15 protein-coding genes are annotated in these 16,334 nt (G+C 70.1%); 9 read left to right on the top strand and 6 right to left on the bottom strand.

From position 1 onward, the window contains the following. Window positions 1-7 precede the first annotated feature (7 nt). The gene (locus tag WCE39_RS01700; RefSeq protein WP_343274988.1) at window positions 8-1,600 is read right to left on the bottom strand and encodes a M20/M25/M40 family metallo-hydrolase; all 1,593 of its coding nucleotides are present in this window, start codon (window positions 1,598-1,600) and stop codon (window positions 8-10) included. A 186-nt stretch (window positions 1,601-1,786) separates the two neighbouring features. On the opposite strand from WCE39_RS01700, the gene WCE39_RS01695 reads away from it, so the two are divergent. Beyond that, entirely contained in the window at window positions 1,787-2,734 is a 948-nt protein-coding gene (locus WCE39_RS01695; RefSeq protein WP_343274987.1) for a glutathione S-transferase family protein, read from the top strand. A gap of 61 nt (window positions 2,735-2,795) precedes the next feature. On the opposite strand, the gene WCE39_RS01690 is transcribed toward WCE39_RS01695, so the two are convergent. Continuing rightward, window positions 2,796-3,845, bottom strand: a complete 1,050-nt coding sequence (locus tag WCE39_RS01690) for an NAD(P)-dependent alcohol dehydrogenase (protein WP_343274986.1) — start codon at window positions 3,843-3,845, stop codon at window positions 2,796-2,798. Window positions 3,846-3,984: 139 nt separating this feature from the next. Here WCE39_RS01690 and WCE39_RS01685 point away from each other — a divergent pair, with 139 nt between their 5' ends. Beyond that, complete coding sequence (locus WCE39_RS01685; protein ID WP_343274985.1) at window positions 3,985-5,286, top strand: amidohydrolase family protein; 1,302 nt, start codon at window positions 3,985-3,987, stop codon at window positions 5,284-5,286. Here the strand turns inward: WCE39_RS01685 and WCE39_RS01680 are convergent. From WCE39_RS01680 to WCE39_RS01670, 3 genes are read right to left on the bottom strand one after another with little or no spacing between them, the layout of a single operon-like run. Continuing rightward, entirely contained in the window at window positions 5,246-6,532 is a 1,287-nt protein-coding gene (locus tag WCE39_RS01680) for an arsenic transporter (RefSeq protein ID WP_343274984.1), read from the bottom strand. The genes WCE39_RS01685 and WCE39_RS01680 overlap by 41 nt on opposite strands. A 3-nt stretch (window positions 6,533-6,535) precedes the next feature. After that, window positions 6,536-7,051, bottom strand: coding sequence for an arsenate reductase ArsC (locus tag WCE39_RS01675; protein ID WP_343274983.1), 516 nt, complete (start codon window positions 7,049-7,051; stop codon window positions 6,536-6,538). A gap of 40 nt (window positions 7,052-7,091) precedes the next feature. Continuing rightward, window positions 7,092-7,424 carry an ArsR/SmtB family transcription factor gene (locus WCE39_RS01670; protein WP_343274982.1) on the bottom strand — a complete coding sequence of 111 codons (333 nt, stop codon included), beginning with the start codon at window positions 7,422-7,424 and terminating at the stop codon, window positions 7,092-7,094. A 17-nt stretch (window positions 7,425-7,441) separates the two neighbouring features. On the opposite strand from WCE39_RS01670, the gene arsH reads away from it, so the two are divergent. Continuing rightward, window positions 7,442-8,203 carry an arsenical resistance protein ArsH gene (arsH, locus tag WCE39_RS01665; protein WP_343274981.1) on the top strand — a complete coding sequence of 254 codons (762 nt, stop codon included), beginning with the start codon at window positions 7,442-7,444 and terminating at the stop codon, window positions 8,201-8,203. A gap of 4 nt (window positions 8,204-8,207) precedes the next feature. Here the strand turns inward: arsH and WCE39_RS01660 are convergent, their stop codons facing one another. Further along, entirely contained in the window at window positions 8,208-8,531 is a 324-nt protein-coding gene (locus tag WCE39_RS01660) for a YnfA family protein (protein ID WP_449283953.1), read from the bottom strand. 196 nt (window positions 8,532-8,727) lie between these two features. Here WCE39_RS01660 and WCE39_RS01655 point away from each other — a divergent pair, with 196 nt between their 5' ends. The 6 genes from WCE39_RS01655 to WCE39_RS01630 all read left to right on the top strand — a co-directional run. Then, window positions 8,728-9,840 (top strand): alpha/beta fold hydrolase, encoded by a 1,113-nt coding sequence (locus WCE39_RS01655; protein ID WP_343274979.1) that lies wholly within the window; start codon window positions 8,728-8,730, stop codon window positions 9,838-9,840. Beyond that, entirely contained in the window at window positions 9,827-10,426 is a 600-nt protein-coding gene (locus WCE39_RS01650) for a YdeI/OmpD-associated family protein (RefSeq protein ID WP_343274978.1), read from the top strand. Before WCE39_RS01655 ends, WCE39_RS01650 begins: the two co-directional genes overlap by 14 nt. 138 nt (window positions 10,427-10,564) lie before the next feature. After that, window positions 10,565-11,248, top strand: coding sequence for a transcriptional repressor LexA (lexA, locus tag WCE39_RS01645; RefSeq protein ID WP_343274977.1), 684 nt, complete (start codon window positions 10,565-10,567; stop codon window positions 11,246-11,248). Further along, the gene (imuA, locus tag WCE39_RS01640) at window positions 11,245-11,892 is read left to right on the top strand and encodes a translesion DNA synthesis-associated protein ImuA (protein ID WP_343274976.1); all 648 of its coding nucleotides are present in this window, start codon (window positions 11,245-11,247) and stop codon (window positions 11,890-11,892) included. Before lexA ends, imuA begins: the two co-directional genes overlap by 4 nt. 7 nt (window positions 11,893-11,899) lie before the next feature. Further along, window positions 11,900-13,381, top strand: a complete 1,482-nt coding sequence (locus tag WCE39_RS01635; RefSeq protein WP_343274975.1) for a Y-family DNA polymerase — start codon at window positions 11,900-11,902, stop codon at window positions 13,379-13,381. Beyond that, on the top strand, window positions 13,378-16,334 hold a 2,957-nt coding region (locus tag WCE39_RS01630; protein WP_343274974.1), incomplete at its 3' end, for an error-prone DNA polymerase. The genes WCE39_RS01635 and WCE39_RS01630, both read left to right, overlap by 4 nt.

The following is a 16,334-nucleotide window of genomic DNA, read 5'->3' as shown; positions in this document are numbered from 1 at the left end:
CGTCAGCTCAGGGCTCCAGCAGCACCTTGCGCGGCATGCGCTCTTCCCGCATCGCCGCGTGGTACGCGAACGAAGCGACGATGGCCGCGGCCTGCTTCAGGTCCTCGGGCTCGATGTGGTCCCAGGTGTCCAGGTGGGTGTGGTGGACGTTGGTGAAGTAGTCCAGCCGGTCCTGGATGAACTGGAAGCCGGGCAGGCCGACGCGGTCGAAGGCGATGTGGTCGGTGCTGCCGGTGTTGCGCGTGGCCACGGTGGTCGCGCCGACGTCGTGGAAGGGCTTGAGCCAGGCTTCGAAGATCGGCATCGCCGCCAGGTTTTCCTGGGCGTAGATCCCGCGGAAGCGGCCGGAGCCGTTGTCCATGTTGAAGTAGACCGAGAAACGCTCGTAGTCGGGCATTTTCTGCAGCGCGCCGGTCGGCTCGCGCAGCGAAGCGGGCAGGGCCTTCTGCGCCGGGTCGGTGGGCTCCGGGTACCTGGCGAACTTGCGCGCGACGTAGTCCTGCGAACCGACCAGGCCCTGCTCCTCGCCGCTCCACAGCGCGACGCGGATGGTGCGCTCGGGGCGCGCGCCCACGGCCTTGAGGATGCGCATGGCCTCCATCATCACCGCAACGCCCGCGGCGTTGTCGGCGGCGCCGGTGCCGGTGTGCCAGGAGTCCATGTGCGCGCCCATCATCACGATTTCGGCGGCCTTGCGGCCACGGCCGGGGATCTCGGCGATGGTGTTGTAGCCGGGCTGGTTGGCCTCGTCGATGAAGCGCGCATCGACGTTGACGCGCAGGCGCACGGTCTGGTCGGCCTTGAGCGCGCGCACCAGCGGATTGAAGTGCTCGGCGATCATCGCAAGCTCGGGGATGCCCACAGGCTCGCCGGCCTTGCGCGAACCGCCGCCGGCCACGCGGATGATGCCGTTGTCCCAGCTGCTGATGCTGATCGCGGCCAGCGCGCCTTCCCCGGCGAAGAATTCGTTGACCGCGCGGGTCAGCGCCTGGCGCTCGCCATACTCCTTGACCCGCTTGGCACGGTCGGCGGCTGCGGTCTTGGGCACCGTGAACTGCTGCAGTCCTTCCAGCGAGGTGGCGTCGTGGCGGTGCGAGTCCGGCTCGGTGCCGCGCTTGTATTCGCGCGCCTCGCCCAGCAGCAGGATCTTGCCGCCGAGCTTGCCGCGATACGTCTCGATGTCTTCGAGCTTCTTGATCTCCACGTGCACCAGTTCGCCCTCCACCGGGCCGTTGGTGCCCGGGGTCCAGGCCTTGGGCAGTGCATGCAGCTGCTGCGCCCGGTCACTGAGCATCTCGACGCTGGCGGAGCTGAACTCCCAGCCGCGGCCGAAGTCGTCGAAGGCGTCGTCGTGGACCTTGGCCAGGCCCCACTCGTTGAACTTGCCGCGGGTCCATTCGTTGGCCTCGGCCATCTGCGGCGAGTTGGTCAGGCGCGCGCCGATGTTCTCGGTCAGGTGGCTGAAGGTCGCCATCACCTGCGAGTTGTGGAAGGCCTCCTGGCGGATCCGGCTGACCATGTCCAGGTCAACGGGCTCGTTCGCCACGGCCAGGCCGCTGAGAAGGGCCAGGCCGGCCACCAGTGCGCAACGCTTCAACATCGGGAATCCCTTTCGCGCCGCGGTGGGGCGCCTGCAGCCGGAAACTCTAGCGGCAGCGGCCCGCCGGCTCGCCGGCCTTTAGTCACGGGCGGCGGCAACCCTGCGTCCCGCTGGCGTCACCGCTGCGCCCACGGGTGCGCGCTAGGCTGGCCACATCGCTTCGCGCACCGCGCACGGGAGACACCCATGGGACTGCTGGTCGACGGCCAATGGCATGACACCTGGTACGACACCGCCGGTGACGGCGAATTCAAGCGCGAGGAGGCGAAGTTCCGCGACTGGCTGAGCGCTGGCGGCGGATCCGGCCCCGACGGCCAGGCGGGCCACCCCGCCGAAGCAGGCCGCTACCGCCTGTACGTCAGCTACGCCTGCCCCTGGGCGCACCGCACGCTGGTCGTCCGCGCGCTGAAGGGACTGGAGGACCTGGTGCCGGTGTCGGTGGTGCACTGGCGCATGCTCGAGAACGGCTGGACCTTCGAGGAAGGGCCCGGGGTCACGCCGGACCCGGTCATGGGTGCGGCGTACATGCACCAGCTCTATACCCGCGCGCAGCCCGGCATGACCGGCCGGGTGACGGTGCCGGTGCTGTGGGACCAGGCCACGGACACGATCGTCAGCAACGAATCCTCCGAGATCATCCGCATGTTCAACACCGCCTACGACGGCCTGGGGGCGAAGCCGGGCGACTTCCATCCGGAGGCGCTGCGCGCGGACATCGATGCGGTCAACGCACGCGTCTATCCAACGGTCAACAACGGCGTGTACCGCGCCGGCTTCGCGACCACGCAGTCCGCCTACGAAGACGCGGTGCGGCCGCTCTTCGAGACGCTGGACTGGCTGGATGCGCGCCTGTCCGCCAGCGACTGGCTGGTCGGCGGCCGGCTGACCGAGGCCGACATCCGCCTGTTCACCACCCTGGTGCGCTTCGACGCGGTCTACCACGGCCACTTCAAGTGCAACCTGCGGCGGATCGCCGACTATCCGGCGCTGCATGCGTTCACCGCGCGGATGATGGAACTCCCCGGCGTCCGCGGGACGGTGCACTTCGACCACATCAAGCGGCACTACTACGAGAGCCACCGGACCATCAATCCGACCGGGATCGTGCCGCTGGGACCAGTCGAGCAGTACTAGGCGGAAGCGCGTATCGCCCGCCTGCGGGGGCCGCCACCGGCCCCCGCGCTTCTCCGCGGATTCAGCCTGCCAGCGACGCGCTGTCGATGACGAAGCGGTACTTCACGTCGCCCTTGAGCATGCGCTCGTAGGCCTCGTTGATCTCCTCCATGCGGATCATCTCGATGTCCGCGACGATCCCGTGCTCGGCGCAGAAGTCCAGCATCTCCTGCGTTTCCGGGATGCCGCCGATCAGCGAGCCGGCCAGCGAGCGCCGCTTCATGATCAAGCTGAAGACATTCGGCGACGGATGCGGCGTGGCCGGCGCGCCGACCAGGGTCATCGTACCGTCGCGCTTGAGCAGGGCGAGGAAGGCGTCCAGGTCGTGCGGCGCGGCCACGGTGTTGAGGATGAAATCGAAACTCTTGCGGTGCGCGCGCATCTCGCCCGGGTTGCGCGAGACCACCACCTCGTCCGCGCCCAGCGCGAGCGCCGCATCGCGCTTGGATTCGGACGTCGTGAACGCCACCACGTGCGCACCCAGCGCGTGCGCGAGCTTGATGCCCATGTGGCCAAGCCCGCCGATGCCGACCACGCCCACCTTCTGGCCCGGCCCGACCTTCCAGTGGCGCAGCGGCGACCAGGTGGTGATGCCGGCGCAGAGCAGCGGCGCCACCCCGGCCAGCTGGTCCTCGGGGTGGCGCACGCGCAGCACGTAGCGCTGGTCCACCACGATCTGCTGCGAGTAGCCGCCCAGCGTGTGGCCGGGGGCATCGGGCGTGGGCGAGTTGTAGGTGCCGACCATGCCGTCGCAGTAGTTCTCCAGGCCGTCCCCGCACTCTTCGCAGTGCCTGCAGCTGTCGACGATGCAGCCGACGCCGACCAGGTCGCCGGCCTTGAACGCCGACACCGCGTCGCCCACCGCCGACACCCGGCCGACGATTTCATGCCCCGGCACGCAGGGGAACACCGTGCCCGCCCATTCCGCGCGCACCTGGTGCAGGTCTGAATGGCAGACGCCGCAGAAGGCGATGTCGATCTGCACGTCGCCTGCGCCGGGCGCGCGACGGGTGATGTCGATGGGTTCCAACGGCTTGTCGCCGGCGTGGGCGCCGTAGGCTTTGACCTGCATGGGGGTGTCCTCGTATGTCGGGGTACCTGGATTGTGCGCCCTGGGACTTTTCATGTGCCAGCACGCGGTGCAACCGGCAAGCCGCCGCCGCCGGCTTTCCATCTATGCTGATGGGATCGACCGCCACCGTGAGCATCACATGACACGCCGGATACTGGGCCTGGGACTCGGCCTGCTCTGCGGCTTTCCCGTGTTCGCCGCCGACACCGCCCTCGTCGGCGCCCGGATCTACCCCGCACCGGATGCGGCCGTGATCGAGCGCGGCACGATCCTGGTTCGCGACGGCCGCATCGCGGCGGTCGGTACCGAAGCGGCGGTACCCGTGCCCGAAGGCGCCCAGGTCATCGACGCGCGCGGCCAGGTGGTCACTGCCGGCTTCTGGAACAGTCACGTGCACCTGCTGGCGCCCGCGTTCCGCGAGGATCCCCCGCGGCCCGCCGCCGAGGTCGAAGCCGCGCTCCAGGCGATGTTCACCCGCTGGGGCTTCACCACGGTGTTCGACATCGCGTCGTTCGGTGGCAACGCGCCGCGCCTGCGCGATCGCATCGATGCCGGCGAAGTCGCCGGCCCCGACATCCTGACCGTTGACGCCCCCTTCTTTCCGGAAGGCGGCACGCCGGTCTATATCCGCAACCTGCTGGCGGAGCTCGGCGTGTCCAGCGGCGAAGTGGCCGATGCCGGGGAGGCCGCCGCCCGCGCAGGACGGCAGCTCGAGGCGGGGGCGGACGGCGTCAAGATCTTCGCCGGCGCGATCGTCGGCGGTGACGTGGGCGTCTTGCCGATGGATGTGGAGGTTGCGCGCGCCGTGGTCGATGCGGCCCACCGCGCGGGCAAGCCCGCGTTCGCGCACCCGAGCAACGCCGCCGGCCTGGAAGTGTCACTGGCCAGTGGAGTGGACGTGTTGGCGCACACCACGCCGCTGACCGGGCCGTGGGACGAAACGCTGGTGGCGCGGTTGCGCGCCGGGGACGTCGCGCTGACGCCGACGCTGACCCTGTTCGAAGTGGAGTTGAGGAAGGAGCACGTGCCCGAAGAAGTCCTTCAGCGGGCGCTGGCCAATGCGATCGCGCAGGTGCGTGCGTTCGCGGCCGCCGGCGGGCCGGTGCTGTTCGGGACCGATGTGGGCTACATCGACGAGGTGGACACCCGGCGGGAATTCGAACTGATGGCGCGGGCCGGGATGGACTGGCGCGAAATCCTGGCAAGCCTGACCACGACGCCGGCTGCGCGCTTCGGGCAGGCCACGGACAAGGGACGCATCGTCGCGGGAATGAAGGCGGATCTCGTGATCCTGGGAAGTGATCCCGCTGAGGGCGCGACGGCGTTCGGCGATGTGGAACAGGTGCTCCGGAGCGGGAAGGTGGTCTATCGCGCCGACGTCCCGGGCAGCGTTGCGCCGCTCATCCCGGACCCAGGCGCAGCGCCAGTGCCGCCAGGGTGACCAGCAACACCGGAAGTGTCAGCACCACGCCGACCCTGAAATAGTAGCCCCATGTGATCCGGATCCCCTTGCGCGCCAGCACGTGCAGCCAGAGCAGGGTGGCCAGGCTTCCGATCGGGGTGAACTTGGGCCCCAGGTCGCTGCCGATCACGTTGGCGTAGACCATCGCCTCGCGCACGGTGCCTTCGGCGTGGCTGGCATCGATGGACAGCGCGCCCACCAGTACCGTCGGCAGGTTGTTCATGATCGAGGACAGCAGGGCGACCAGCAGGCCGGTGCCGAACGTCGCGCCCCACACGCCGTATCCGGCGAACAGGTCCAGCAGCGCCGCCAGGTGGCCGGTCAGCCCCTGGTTGCGCAGGCCGTAGACCACCAGGTACATGCCCAGCGAGAACACCACGATGTGCCACGGCGCTTCCCTGATCACCTTCCGCGTCGATATGCGGTGCCCGCGTGCCGCCACGCCGAACAGGAGCAGCGCGCCGGCGCCCGCGACCGCGCTGATGGGAATACCGATCCGCTCCAGTCCGAAGAAACCCACCAGCAGCAGGGCCAGCACCGCCCAGCCGGCCTTGAAGGTCATGGTGTCGACGATCGCCGAGCGCGGCGCCTTCAGTCCGGCAGCCTCGTAGCTTGCCGGGATGTCGCGGCGGAAGAACCACATCAGCATGCCCAGCGACGCCGCGACGGAGACCAGGTTCACCGGCACCATGACCGAGGCGTAGTCCGCGAAGCCGATGCCGAAGTAATCCGCCGACACGATATTGACCAGGTTGGACACCACCAGTGGCAGGCTGGCGGTATCGGCGATGAAGCCGGCCGCCATCACGAACGCCAGCGTGGCCGCGGGGCTGAAGCGCAGCGCCAGCAGCATGGCGATCACGATCGGCGTGAGGATCAGCGCCGCACCGTCGTTGGCGAACAGGGCCGACGTCGCGGCGCCGAACAGCACCAGCAGGGCGAACAGCCGGCGTCCGTTGCCCTTGCCCCAGCGCGCCACATGCAACGCTACCCATTCGAAGAAGCCTGCCTCGTCGAGGAGCAGGCTGATCACGATCAGGGCGATGAAGGTGAAGGTGGCGTTCCAGACGAAGCCCCAGACCGTCGGGATGTCCGAAATGCCGACCACGCCGGTCAGCAGTGCAAGGGCCGCGCCGAAGGTGGCGCTCCAGCCGACCCCGAGGCCTTTCGGCTGCCAGATCACCAGCACGATCGTGGCGACGAAGATCAGCAGTGCGGTCAGCATGGATCAGGCCCCGGCGGCCGCGTCGTCGGGCTCCACGAATCCAATGCGGTCGAGCGCCTGCTTCAGCGTTGCGCGGTCGTCCCAGACATCGGCCGGCAGCGCCAGCAGCGCCTGCAGGCGCGCCTTGACGATGCGGTGGGCCTGGCGGAAGGCTTCGCGCTTGGCGCCATCGTCACCCTCGACCGCCGCCGGATCCGGCAACCCCCAGTGCGTCCGCAGGAAATCCCCGAAGACGACCGGGCAGGTTTCGGCCGCGGCCGAGTCGCAGACCGTCACCACCAGGTCCATCGGTGCCGCGTTCGCTGTCGCGAACTCGTCCCAGGACTTGCTGCGCAGCCCGACGGTGGCAATGCCGTCGGCCGCCAGCTGGCCGAGCGCGTACGGGTTGACCGTGCCGGCAGGCTGGCTGCCGGCACTGAAGACCTCGAAGCGGTGGCCGCCCCACGCGCGAAGCGTGGCCTCTGCCAACACGCTGCGGGCCGAGTTGCCGGTGCAGAGAAACAGGACGCGACGCTTCATCGGTTGGATCCAGGTGGTGAGGAATGGACAGTGGTTGCGATCAGCACGCGCGGACCGCCAAAGGACCGGGCGCACAGGTTTCATCGGCCGAATCCGCGCAGCAGTTGTGGGTCAGGTAGGCGACAAGCCCGTTCATGGCATCGAAGCTGGCGCGGTAGCAGACATTGCGGCCACGGTTCTCGCTGCTCACCAAGCCGGCATGCACCAACTCCTTCAGATGGAACGACAGCGTGGCACTAGGCACCGCAAGCGCTTCCGCGATCTCCCCGGCCATGCGGCCATGGGGACCGGCTTCGACCAGCAGGCGGAAGGCGGACAGGCGCGTGGCTTGGCCCAGTGCGGTCAGGGCGGCTATTGCCTGATTCGTTTCCATATTTGTAGAATAGTCGAATGGATATCGAGCAGCAAGCCGCCCAAGCGGCCACCCTCCCGAACCTGGTGCCCGGTCTCCTCCCGGCCCCGCAGCACGACCTGCTTGGCGCCGGCCCGCCCGCGCCCGCGCCCCGCATCCTGCTGCTGTATGGCTCGCTCCGGCCCCAGTCCTTCAGCCACAAGCTGGCGCTGGAGGCCGAGCGCATCCTGAAGCATCTCGGCGCCGAAACCCGGGTGTTCGATCCGCACGGCCTGCCGCTGCTGGACAGCGTCGACCGCGACCATCCCAAGGTGCGGCAGCTGCGCGAGTGGTCGCAGTGGTCGGAAGGCCAGGTGTGGGTGTCGCCCGAGCGGCACGGCAGCGTCACCGGCGTGTTCAAGAACCAGATCGACTGGCTTCCGCTCGAGGACGGCAGCGTGCGGCCGACGCAGGGCCGCACGCTTGCGGTGATGCAGGTCTGCGGCGGATCGCAGTCGTTCAACGTGGTCAACGCGCTGCGCCTGCTCGGGCGCTGGATGCGGATGGTGACCATCCCCAACCAGTCATCGGTGGCCAAGGCCTGGCAGGAGTTTGATGACGCCGGTCGCATGCGCGCGTCCCCCTTCTACGACCGCGTCGTGGATGTCATGGAAGAGCTGGTGAAGTTCACCCTGCTGGTGCGCGGGCGCAGCGAGTACCTGGTCGATCGCTACAGCGAGCGCAAGGGCGCGGACGAGGCGCGTCGCCTGGCCCGCGAGTCCGGTGCCGTTGAAGAAGCGGGCGGTACCGCGGTCCGGTGAGCGGTCAGGCGGGCCTCGCGCCTAGCATGATGATGCCCATGCCGACCAGGCAGAAGACGACGCCGACCCAGTCGGTCAGCGTGGGCCGCACCGAATCCACCGCCCAGAGCCACATCAGCGCGACGCTGATGTAGACGCCGCCATAGGCCGCGTACACACGTCCCGCGGCCTGCGGATGCAACGTGAGCAGCCAGGCGAACGCCGCCAGGCTGAGCGCCGCCGGCACCAGCAGCCAGGCCGAGCGGTCCTGCCTGAGCCACAGGTAAGGGAGATAGCAGCCGATGATCTCCGCCAGCGCGGTGGCGATGAACAGGCCGAGGATTTTCAGGATGTCCAAGTGCGTTCGACTCCGTGTGGCCGCTGGGCCATGAAGCGGGTGCGGCCCGGAGGCATTGTCGAGCCTTTGCTTACGACATGCTCACCAACGCGGTCGCCGTCACGCGTGGCGTGACCATCGGGGCTGTTGCGGCTGGTCGGCGTGCTGGGACAGTAGGGCCACTGCTCCAACGCAAAGGAACAATACGATGACGCGACTGCTTGCCGCCCTGCTGCTCCTCGCGCTGCCCGTGCTCGCCAACGCCCAGCCGGCCTGTCCCTCGGGCGAATCCTTCGACAAGGCGCGCGCGGTGGTCGCCGACCTGCAGCGCATCGTCACGCCCGCCGGCGTGCAGGACACCTACGCCGAGCGCATCGGCGGCATCGACCAGTGGATCCAGGTGCGCGGCAAGGACCGCGCGAACCCGATGATCCTGTTCGTGCACGGCGGGCCGTCGTCGCCGGCGATGCCCAGCGCGTGGCAGTGGCAGCGGCCGGTGGAGGAGTTCTTCACCGTCGCCCACTACGACCAGCGCGGCGCGGGCAAGACCCACCGCGCCAACGACCCGCACGCGGTCGCCGGCGACATGGCGATCGAGCGCTTCGTCAGTGATGCCATCGAGGTGGCCGAGCACCTGCGCGCGCGCTACGGCAAGGACAAGCTGGTGCTGGCGGCGCACAGCTGGGGCACGGTGGTGGCGATGCACGCGGCGCTGCGGCGGCCGGACCTGTTCCACGCCTACGTCGGCATCGGCCAGGTCATTGACACCCGGCGCAACGAACGGCTGAGCTTCGAGTACGGGCTGGAACGGGCGCGCGCGGAGGGCAATGCCGCGGCGATTGCGGAACTGGAGTCGATCGCGCCGTATCCGGGCGATGCGCCGATCACCCGCGATCGCATCATCATCGCGCGCAAGTGGCCGCAGCATTACGGCGGCCTCAACGCCTACCGCGACGCGGAGCAGGACTACTACTACGGCGCCTCGCTGCTGTCGCCGGCTTACGACTGCGAGGACCGGCGCGCGTTCTTCGCCGGCAACGTGTTCACGCTCGAGCACGTGCTCGACGAGTACCTGCGGGTGGACTTCAGCGGCGTGCGTGAGTTCCCGATCCCGGTGCTGATGTTCCTGGGCCGCCACGACTACACCACGCCCTCGGCGCCGACCGCGGAGTGGCTGGAACAGGTGCAGGCGCCGCACAAGCGCGCGGTGTGGTTCGAGCACTCCGCGCACATGATTCCGTGGGAAGAGCCGGGCCGGACGCTGCAGGCGTTGCTGGAGCACGTACGGCCGCTGTCCGGAGACCACCATGACCAGCCATGACCCGCGCATCGATGCCTACATCGCCCGCCAGGCGGACTTCGCCCGGCCGATCCTGGAAGAGCTGCGCCGCCGCGTGCATGCGGCCTGCCCGGAGGCCGTGGAGACCATCAAGTGGGGCGCGCCGGCGTTCACGTACAGGGACAAGCTGCTCGGCGTCATGGCGGGCTTCAAGCAGCACGCGGCCTTCAACCTGTGGCACGGGAAGCAGGTGGTCGGCGAGGATGCCGCCGCGGCCGAGGGCATGGGCCAGTACGGCCGCCTGGCCACGCTCAAGGACCTGCCGGCCAAGCGCGAGACCACCGCCCACGTGCGCGCCGCGATGGCGTTGATCGAGGCCGGCGCGACGTCGGTCGGCGGCCGCAAGGCCAAGCCGCCGCCGTCGCTGCCGGACGACCTGGCCGCCGCGATGCGCGGCAACCAGGCGGCGCGCGGCCACTGGGATGCGTTCACCCCCGGCAAGCAGCACGAGTACGCCGACTGGATCACCGGCGCCAAGGGCGCGGACACGCGCGCCCGGCGCGTTGCGCAGGCGGTGGAGTGGATCGCGGAGGGCAAGACGCGGAACTGGAAGTACGCGGGCTGCTGAGGACCTGTCGCGCCGCCCGAGGTGTCTCGCCCAAGTCGTTGATCCCGGAGAAGTCTCGCTCCCTGAGACCGGAGCCGGCTGGAATCCGTCCGACAGCCGGGCTTGCCCTTTCCCGCCAAGGTAAATAGATTTTTACCCATGACCGACGACCTCACCCCCCGACAGCGCGACGTGCTCGGCTTCATCCAGGCCCATGCCGGGGCCGAGGGCGCGCCGCCCACGCTGCAGCAGATCGCCGACGCCTTCGGCTTCCGCCAGGCCTGCGCGGCGCACAAGCACGTGCGCCGGCTGCAGCAGGCGGGCTACCTGGAGGTGCGGCCGAACGAGGCCCGCGGCATCCGGGTGGTGGGCGGCATGGCGCAGGGCATCGGCGCGACGGGCGCGGACCGGGCAGGGCGCACGCGCCACGTCCCGGGTACACGGCTGAAAGTCCGCGATGACCGCCTGGACCTGCCGGTGCTGGGCCGGGTGGCCGCGGGTTCCCCGATTGCGGCCGATGCCGGGGTGGAGCGCCACGTGCTGCTCGACCGCGCGCTGTTTTCCAGCAGGCCCGACTACCTGCTGCGGGTAAAGGGCGACTCCATGCGCGACGACGGCATCTTCGACGGCGACCTGGTGGCGGTGCAGCGCGCCAGCGACGCGCGCAACGGCCAGGTGGTGGTGGCGCGCATCGACGGCGAGATCACCATCAAGCGCCTGGAGCGCACGCGCGCGCGGCTGCGGCTGTTGCCGCGCAATCCGGACTACGCGCCGATCGAGGTGCCGGCGGGCAGCGACTTCGCCATCGAAGGCATCTACTGCGGGCTGGTGCGCGCGGAATGAACGCGATGCCGGCCCCTGCGATGCACGCTCCCGCGGCGTCGCCCGACCTCGACGCGATGCTGTCGACGCGCACGGTGTGGCGCGCGGCGCGGGCGCCGGTGGTGGCCGAAGACGGCGAGCCGACCGGGCACGCCGCGCTCGACGCGCTGCTGCCGCAGGGCGGCTGGCCGCGCGCGGCGCTGACCGAACTGCTGCTGCCGGCCGACGGCGTGGGCGAACTGTCGCTGCTGCTGCCCACGCTGGCGCGGCTGACCCTGGCCGGCGGCGTCGTGGCGCTGGTGGCGCCGCCCTACCTGCCGTATGCGCCGGCGTGGCAGGCGGCGGGCGTGGACCTGCGCCATCTGGAGATCATCGAGGCCGATGCGCGCGGCGCGCTGTGGGCCTTCGAACAGTGCCTGCGCAGTGCGGCCTGCGCGGCGGTGCTGGGCTGGCCGCTGCAGGCCGACGCGCAGGCGCTGCGGCGGCTGCAGGTGGCGGCCGACAGCGGCGACTGCCTGGGATTCGCGTTCCGCGATGCGAAGCACGCGGTCAATCCCTCGCCGGCGGCGCTGCGGCTGGAGTACGTCGCGGCGGGCGAGGGTGGTTGGCACGTGCGCAAATGCCGCGGCGCCAACCCGCCCACCCGCGCCGTCCAGCTGTCCTGAGGCCGCCGTGCTCTGGGCCTGCATTGCGCTGCCGCGGCTGGCGCTGGACGCCGTCCTCCGCCGGATGCCGGATCCGTCGCGGCCGCTGGCGCTGGTCTCGGGGCCGGCGCAGCTGCGGCATCTGCATGCGGTCAACGCGGGCGCGTCCGAAGCTGGACTGAAGCCGGGCATGCGGCTGTCGGCCGCGCACGCGCTGCTGTCCGACGTGGCGATGGTCGAATACGACCCGGCGTCGGAGGCGCGCTGGCAGCGCTTCCTCGCCGCCTGGGCGTATCGGCACAGCTCGCAGGTCAGTGCGCAGTGGGCGGGGGCGATCGTGTTCGAGGCGCGCGCCAGCTTCCGCCTGTTCGGGCCGTGGCCGCGCTTCGAAGCGCGGCTGCGCGAGGAGCTCGACGGCCTTGGCTTCAGCCACCGCATCGCCCTGGCGCCGACGCCGCGCGCGGCACTCGTGTTCGCAGGGCTGCGCGATGGCTTCGCGGTCACCGCAGAAGGCGCGATGCGCGATGCGCTGGCGCGGGTGCCGGTGCGCCGCGCGGCGCTGCCGGGAAATGCCGGCGAGCGCCTGCAGCGCATGGGCGTGCGCACGCTCGGCGCGCTGCGAACGCTGCCGCGTGACAGCCTGCGGCGGCGCTTCGGCGTGGAGCTGCTGCAGCACCTCGACCGCTTGCACGGCGAGGCCGATGATCCGCTCGAGCTGTACGCGCCGCCGGACCGTTTCGACAGTCGCGTCGAACTCGGTTTCGAAGTCGAGAGCCACCAGGCGCTGCTGTTCCCGCTGCGCCGGTTGATCGCCGACCTGGCCACGTACCTGTCCGCCCGCGACGGTGGCGTGCAACGCTTCACCCTGCGCCTTGAACACGAAGCACGGCACGCGCTGCCCTCGCACGAGGCCGACCAGGTCCAGCAGGACGCCGTGCGCTTCACCGAGGTACCGGTGGGCCTGCTCGCGGCCGAACGCGATGCGGCGCTGCTCTTCGAACTCACGCGCAATCGCCTTGAGCAGGTGGCGTTGCCGGCGCCGGTGATCGGCGTGCGCCTGCTCGCGCGCGAGCTGCCGCCCTTCGTGCCGGCCGAACGCGACCTGTTCGACAGCCGCCCGGCACAGGCGGTGCCCTGGCCACGATTGCGTGAGCGCCTGCGCGCCCGGCTTGGCGACGAGGCCGTGCATCGCGTCGCGCCTTCCGGTGACCCGCGTCCCGAGCGCGCCTGGCGACGCGCCGGTTCGGGCGAGGACGGCGATGCGGCCTGCACCACGCCCGCACCGCTGCGCCCGCCGCGTCCCGCCTGGCTGCTGCCGCGTCCGGTGCCGCTGCGCGACCCGCGGCTGCGCATCGTGTCCGGTCCCGAGCGCCTGGAAAGCGGCTGGTGGGACGGCGACGACGCGCGCCGCGACTACTACGTGCTGGAAACCTCGCGCGGCCAGCGCGCCTGGGCCTTCGCCCCGCCGGGCGTGCAGGGCGACTGGATGCTGCATGGCTGGTTCGCATGAGCCGCGACGACGACCACGATGACCTGCCCCCGGGCGTGGCGCCCGATACCCCCGGTGCGCGTCCCTCGCGCATCGTGCGCATGCAGCGGCAGATGCAGCTGCGGATGGAATTCGAATCGGCGGCCGATGCCGCCAACGATCCCGGCGATGCTGGCTCCTGTGGGAACGGCCATGGCCGCGATGCCGGTCGAACGCATAGCGCGGCTGTAGCCGCTGCCACACAGGCCGCGGCGGAGTTGCCGCCCTATGCCGAACTGCACTGCCTGTCCGACTTCAGTTTCCTGCGCGGCGCCGCCAGCGCCGAAGAGTTGTTCATCCGCGCCGCACAGTGCGGTTACGAGGCGCTGGCGATCACCGACGAGTGCTCGCTGGCGGGCATCGTGCGTGCGCACGAGGCGTCGAAGCTCAGCGGTGTGAAGCTGGTGGTGGGCGCGGAGTTCAAGCTCGACGACGGCCTGCGCATGGTGCTTCTGGTGGAAGACGCCGCGGGCTATGCGCAGCTGTGCCGGCTCATCACCATCGGCCGCCGCGCGGCGCCAAAGGGCGAATACCGCCTCTCCCGCGCCGACATTGAAAGCCTGCCCTGCAAGCCTGGATTGCCCCGTAAAGGCCACTGTGGGAGCGGCTATAGCCGCGATGGAAGCAACCCGGGTGAGAGGCTCCCCCCAATCGCGGCTATAGCCGCTCCCACAGTGGCTGGCCCCACAGTGGCAGGCCCCACAGTGGCAGGCCCCACAGTGGCAGGCCCCACAGTGGCAGGCCCCACAGTGGCAGGCCCCACAGTGGCAGGCCCCACAGTGGCTGTGGCCGCGCTGGCGTGCGCGGGGGGGCTGTTCGCGCTGTGGCTGCCGGGCCGCGTGCCCGATGCGGGCGAGGGCGCCTGGCTGCGACGCGTCTTTGGCGACCGCGCGCACCTCGCCGTCGAGCTGCACCGTGAGCAGGACGATGACCTGCGCCTGGTGCAGCTGCTGGCGATGGCCGCGGACCTCGGCATCACGCCGCTCGCCGCCGGCGACGTGCACATGGCCACGCGCCGCCAGCGCGTGCTGCAGGACACCCTGGTCGCCATCCGCCACGTCCTGCCGCTGGCCGAGGCCGGCGCGCACCTGTTCCGCAACGGCGAACGCCACCTGCGCCACCGCTACACGCTCGGCAACATCCATCCGCGCGTGCTGCTGGACAACGCCGTCACGCTCGCGCGCCGCTGCCGTTTTTCCATGGCCGAGGTGAAGTACAGCTATCCCGCCGAACTCGTGCCCGAAGGCGAAACGCCCAGCAGCCACCTGCGCACGCTGACCGAAGCCGGCATGCATGTGCGCTGGCCGCAGGGCGTGCCGCCGAAGATCGCCGCGCAGATCGAGAGCGAGCTCGCGCTGATTGCCGACCTCGCGTACGAAGCCTTCTTCCTCACCGTCGAGGACATCGTCCGCTTCGCGCGCAGCCAGGGGATCCTCTGCCAGGGCCGTGGTTCCGCCGCCAACTCGGCGGTGTGCTACGCGCTGGGCATCACTGCGGTCGACCCTGCCGAGAGCCGCCTGCTGATGGCGCGCTTCCTGTCGAAGGAGCGCAACGAGCCGCCCGACATCGACGTCGATTTCGAGCACGAGCGGCGCGAGGAGGTGATGCAGTACATCTATGCCAAGTACGGCCGCGAGCGCGCCGCGCTGGCCGCGACGGTGATCCGCTACCGGGGAAAAAGCGCGGTGCGCGACGTCGCCAAGGCCTTCGGCCTGCCGCCCGACCAGGTCACGCTGCTGGCCGGCTGCTTCGGCTGGGGCAACGGCGAAACGCCGATGGACAGGCGCCTGGCGGACGTGGGCTTCGACATCGACAACCCGCTCATCGCGCGCATCCTGGCCGTCACGGCCATGCTGCGCGGCAGGCCGCGGCACCTGTCGCAGCACGTCGGCGGCTTCGTGATCTCCGATGCACCGCTGTGGCAGATGGTGCCGGTTGAAAACGCCGCCATGGCCGAGCGCACCATCATCCAGTGGGAGAAGGACGACCTGGAGGCGCTCGGCCTGCTCAAGGTCGACTGCCTGGCGCTGGGCATGCTGACCTGCATCCGCAAGGCCCTGGACCTGGTGCGCGCGCACCGTGGCCGCGACCTGGAGCTCGCGACCATTCCCAGGGAAGACGGGCCGACCTACGACATGGTCCAGCTGGCCGACACCGTCGGCGTGTTCCAGATCGAGTCGCGCGCGCAGATGACGATGCTGCCGCGATTGAAGCCGAAAACCTTCTACGACCTGGTGGTGGAAGTCGCGATCGTGCGGCCCGGGCCGATCCAGGGCGGCATGGTGCATCCCTACCTGCGCCGGCGCATGAACCAGGAGCCGGTGACGTACCCGTCGCCCGGCATCGAGGAGATCCTGGGGGCCACCCTGGGCGTGCCGCTGTTCCAGGAGCAGGTGATGGAGCTGGTGATCCACGCCGGCTATTCGCCCGGCGAAGCCGACGGCCTGCGCCGCTCGATGGCCGCCTGGCGCCACGGCGGCGACATGGAGCCGCACCGGCTGCGCATCCGCGAGCTGATGGAGAGGAAGAACTATTCGTCGGAGTTCATCGACCAGATCTTCGAGCAGATCAAGGGCTTCGGCTCCTACGGCTTCCCGCAGAGCCACGCCGCGTCCTTCGCCAAGCTGGTGTACGCCAGCTGCTGGCTGAAACGCCACGAGCCCGCGGCCTTCGCCTGCGCGCTGCTGAACTCGCAGCCGATGGGCTTCTACTCGTCGAGCCAGATCGTGCAGGACGCGCGGCGTGGCAAGGCCGCGCGTCCCGGCGTGGAGTTCCTGCCGGTGGACGTGGTCCACAGCGACTGGGACTGCACCCTCGTCGAAGCTCCGGAATCCCGCGCGAACCTCTCCTGTGGGAGCGGCCATGGCCGCGATTCCTGTGGGAGCGGCCACGGCCGCAATCAGGAGGCCCGTAACCACAATTATGCCCATGGTTC

It is taken from the genome of Luteimonas yanweni (genome assembly GCF_039548475.1).
Classification (GTDB): domain Bacteria; phylum Pseudomonadota; class Gammaproteobacteria; order Xanthomonadales; family Xanthomonadaceae; genus Luteimonas.
Note: the sequence above shows the minus strand (reverse complement) of the source record. Positions and strands in the feature narration are given on the sequence as shown.

Bases quoted from the DNA above. Each gene is read 5' to 3' on its own strand.
- WCE39_RS01655 (WP_343274979.1), top strand. From the start codon at position 8,728: ATGACGCGACTGCTTGCCGCCCTGCTGCTCCTCGCGCTGCCCGTGCTC.
- WCE39_RS01680 (WP_343274984.1), bottom strand. From the start codon at position 6,532: ATGCTGACCGCACTGCTGATCTTCGTCGCCACGATCGTGCTGGTGATC.
- WCE39_RS01695 (WP_343274987.1), top strand. From the start codon at position 1,787: ATGGGACTGCTGGTCGACGGCCAATGGCATGACACCTGGTACGACACC.
- arsH (WP_343274981.1), top strand. From the start codon at position 7,442: ATGGATATCGAGCAGCAAGCCGCCCAAGCGGCCACCCTCCCGAACCTG.
- WCE39_RS01675 (WP_343274983.1), bottom strand. From the start codon at position 7,051: ATGAAGCGTCGCGTCCTGTTTCTCTGCACCGGCAACTCGGCCCGCAGC.
- imuA (WP_343274976.1), top strand. From the start codon at position 11,245: ATGAACGCGATGCCGGCCCCTGCGATGCACGCTCCCGCGGCGTCGCCC.
- lexA (WP_343274977.1), top strand. From the start codon at position 10,565: ATGACCGACGACCTCACCCCCCGACAGCGCGACGTGCTCGGCTTCATC.
- WCE39_RS01650 (WP_343274978.1), top strand. From the start codon at position 9,827: ATGACCAGCCATGACCCGCGCATCGATGCCTACATCGCCCGCCAGGCG.
- WCE39_RS01690 (WP_343274986.1), bottom strand. From the start codon at position 3,845: ATGCAGGTCAAAGCCTACGGCGCCCACGCCGGCGACAAGCCGTTGGAA.
- WCE39_RS01685 (WP_343274985.1), top strand. From the start codon at position 3,985: ATGACACGCCGGATACTGGGCCTGGGACTCGGCCTGCTCTGCGGCTTT.
- WCE39_RS01670 (WP_343274982.1), bottom strand. From the start codon at position 7,424: ATGGAAACGAATCAGGCAATAGCCGCCCTGACCGCACTGGGCCAAGCC.
- WCE39_RS01700 (WP_343274988.1), bottom strand. From the start codon at position 1,600: ATGTTGAAGCGTTGCGCACTGGTGGCCGGCCTGGCCCTTCTCAGCGGC.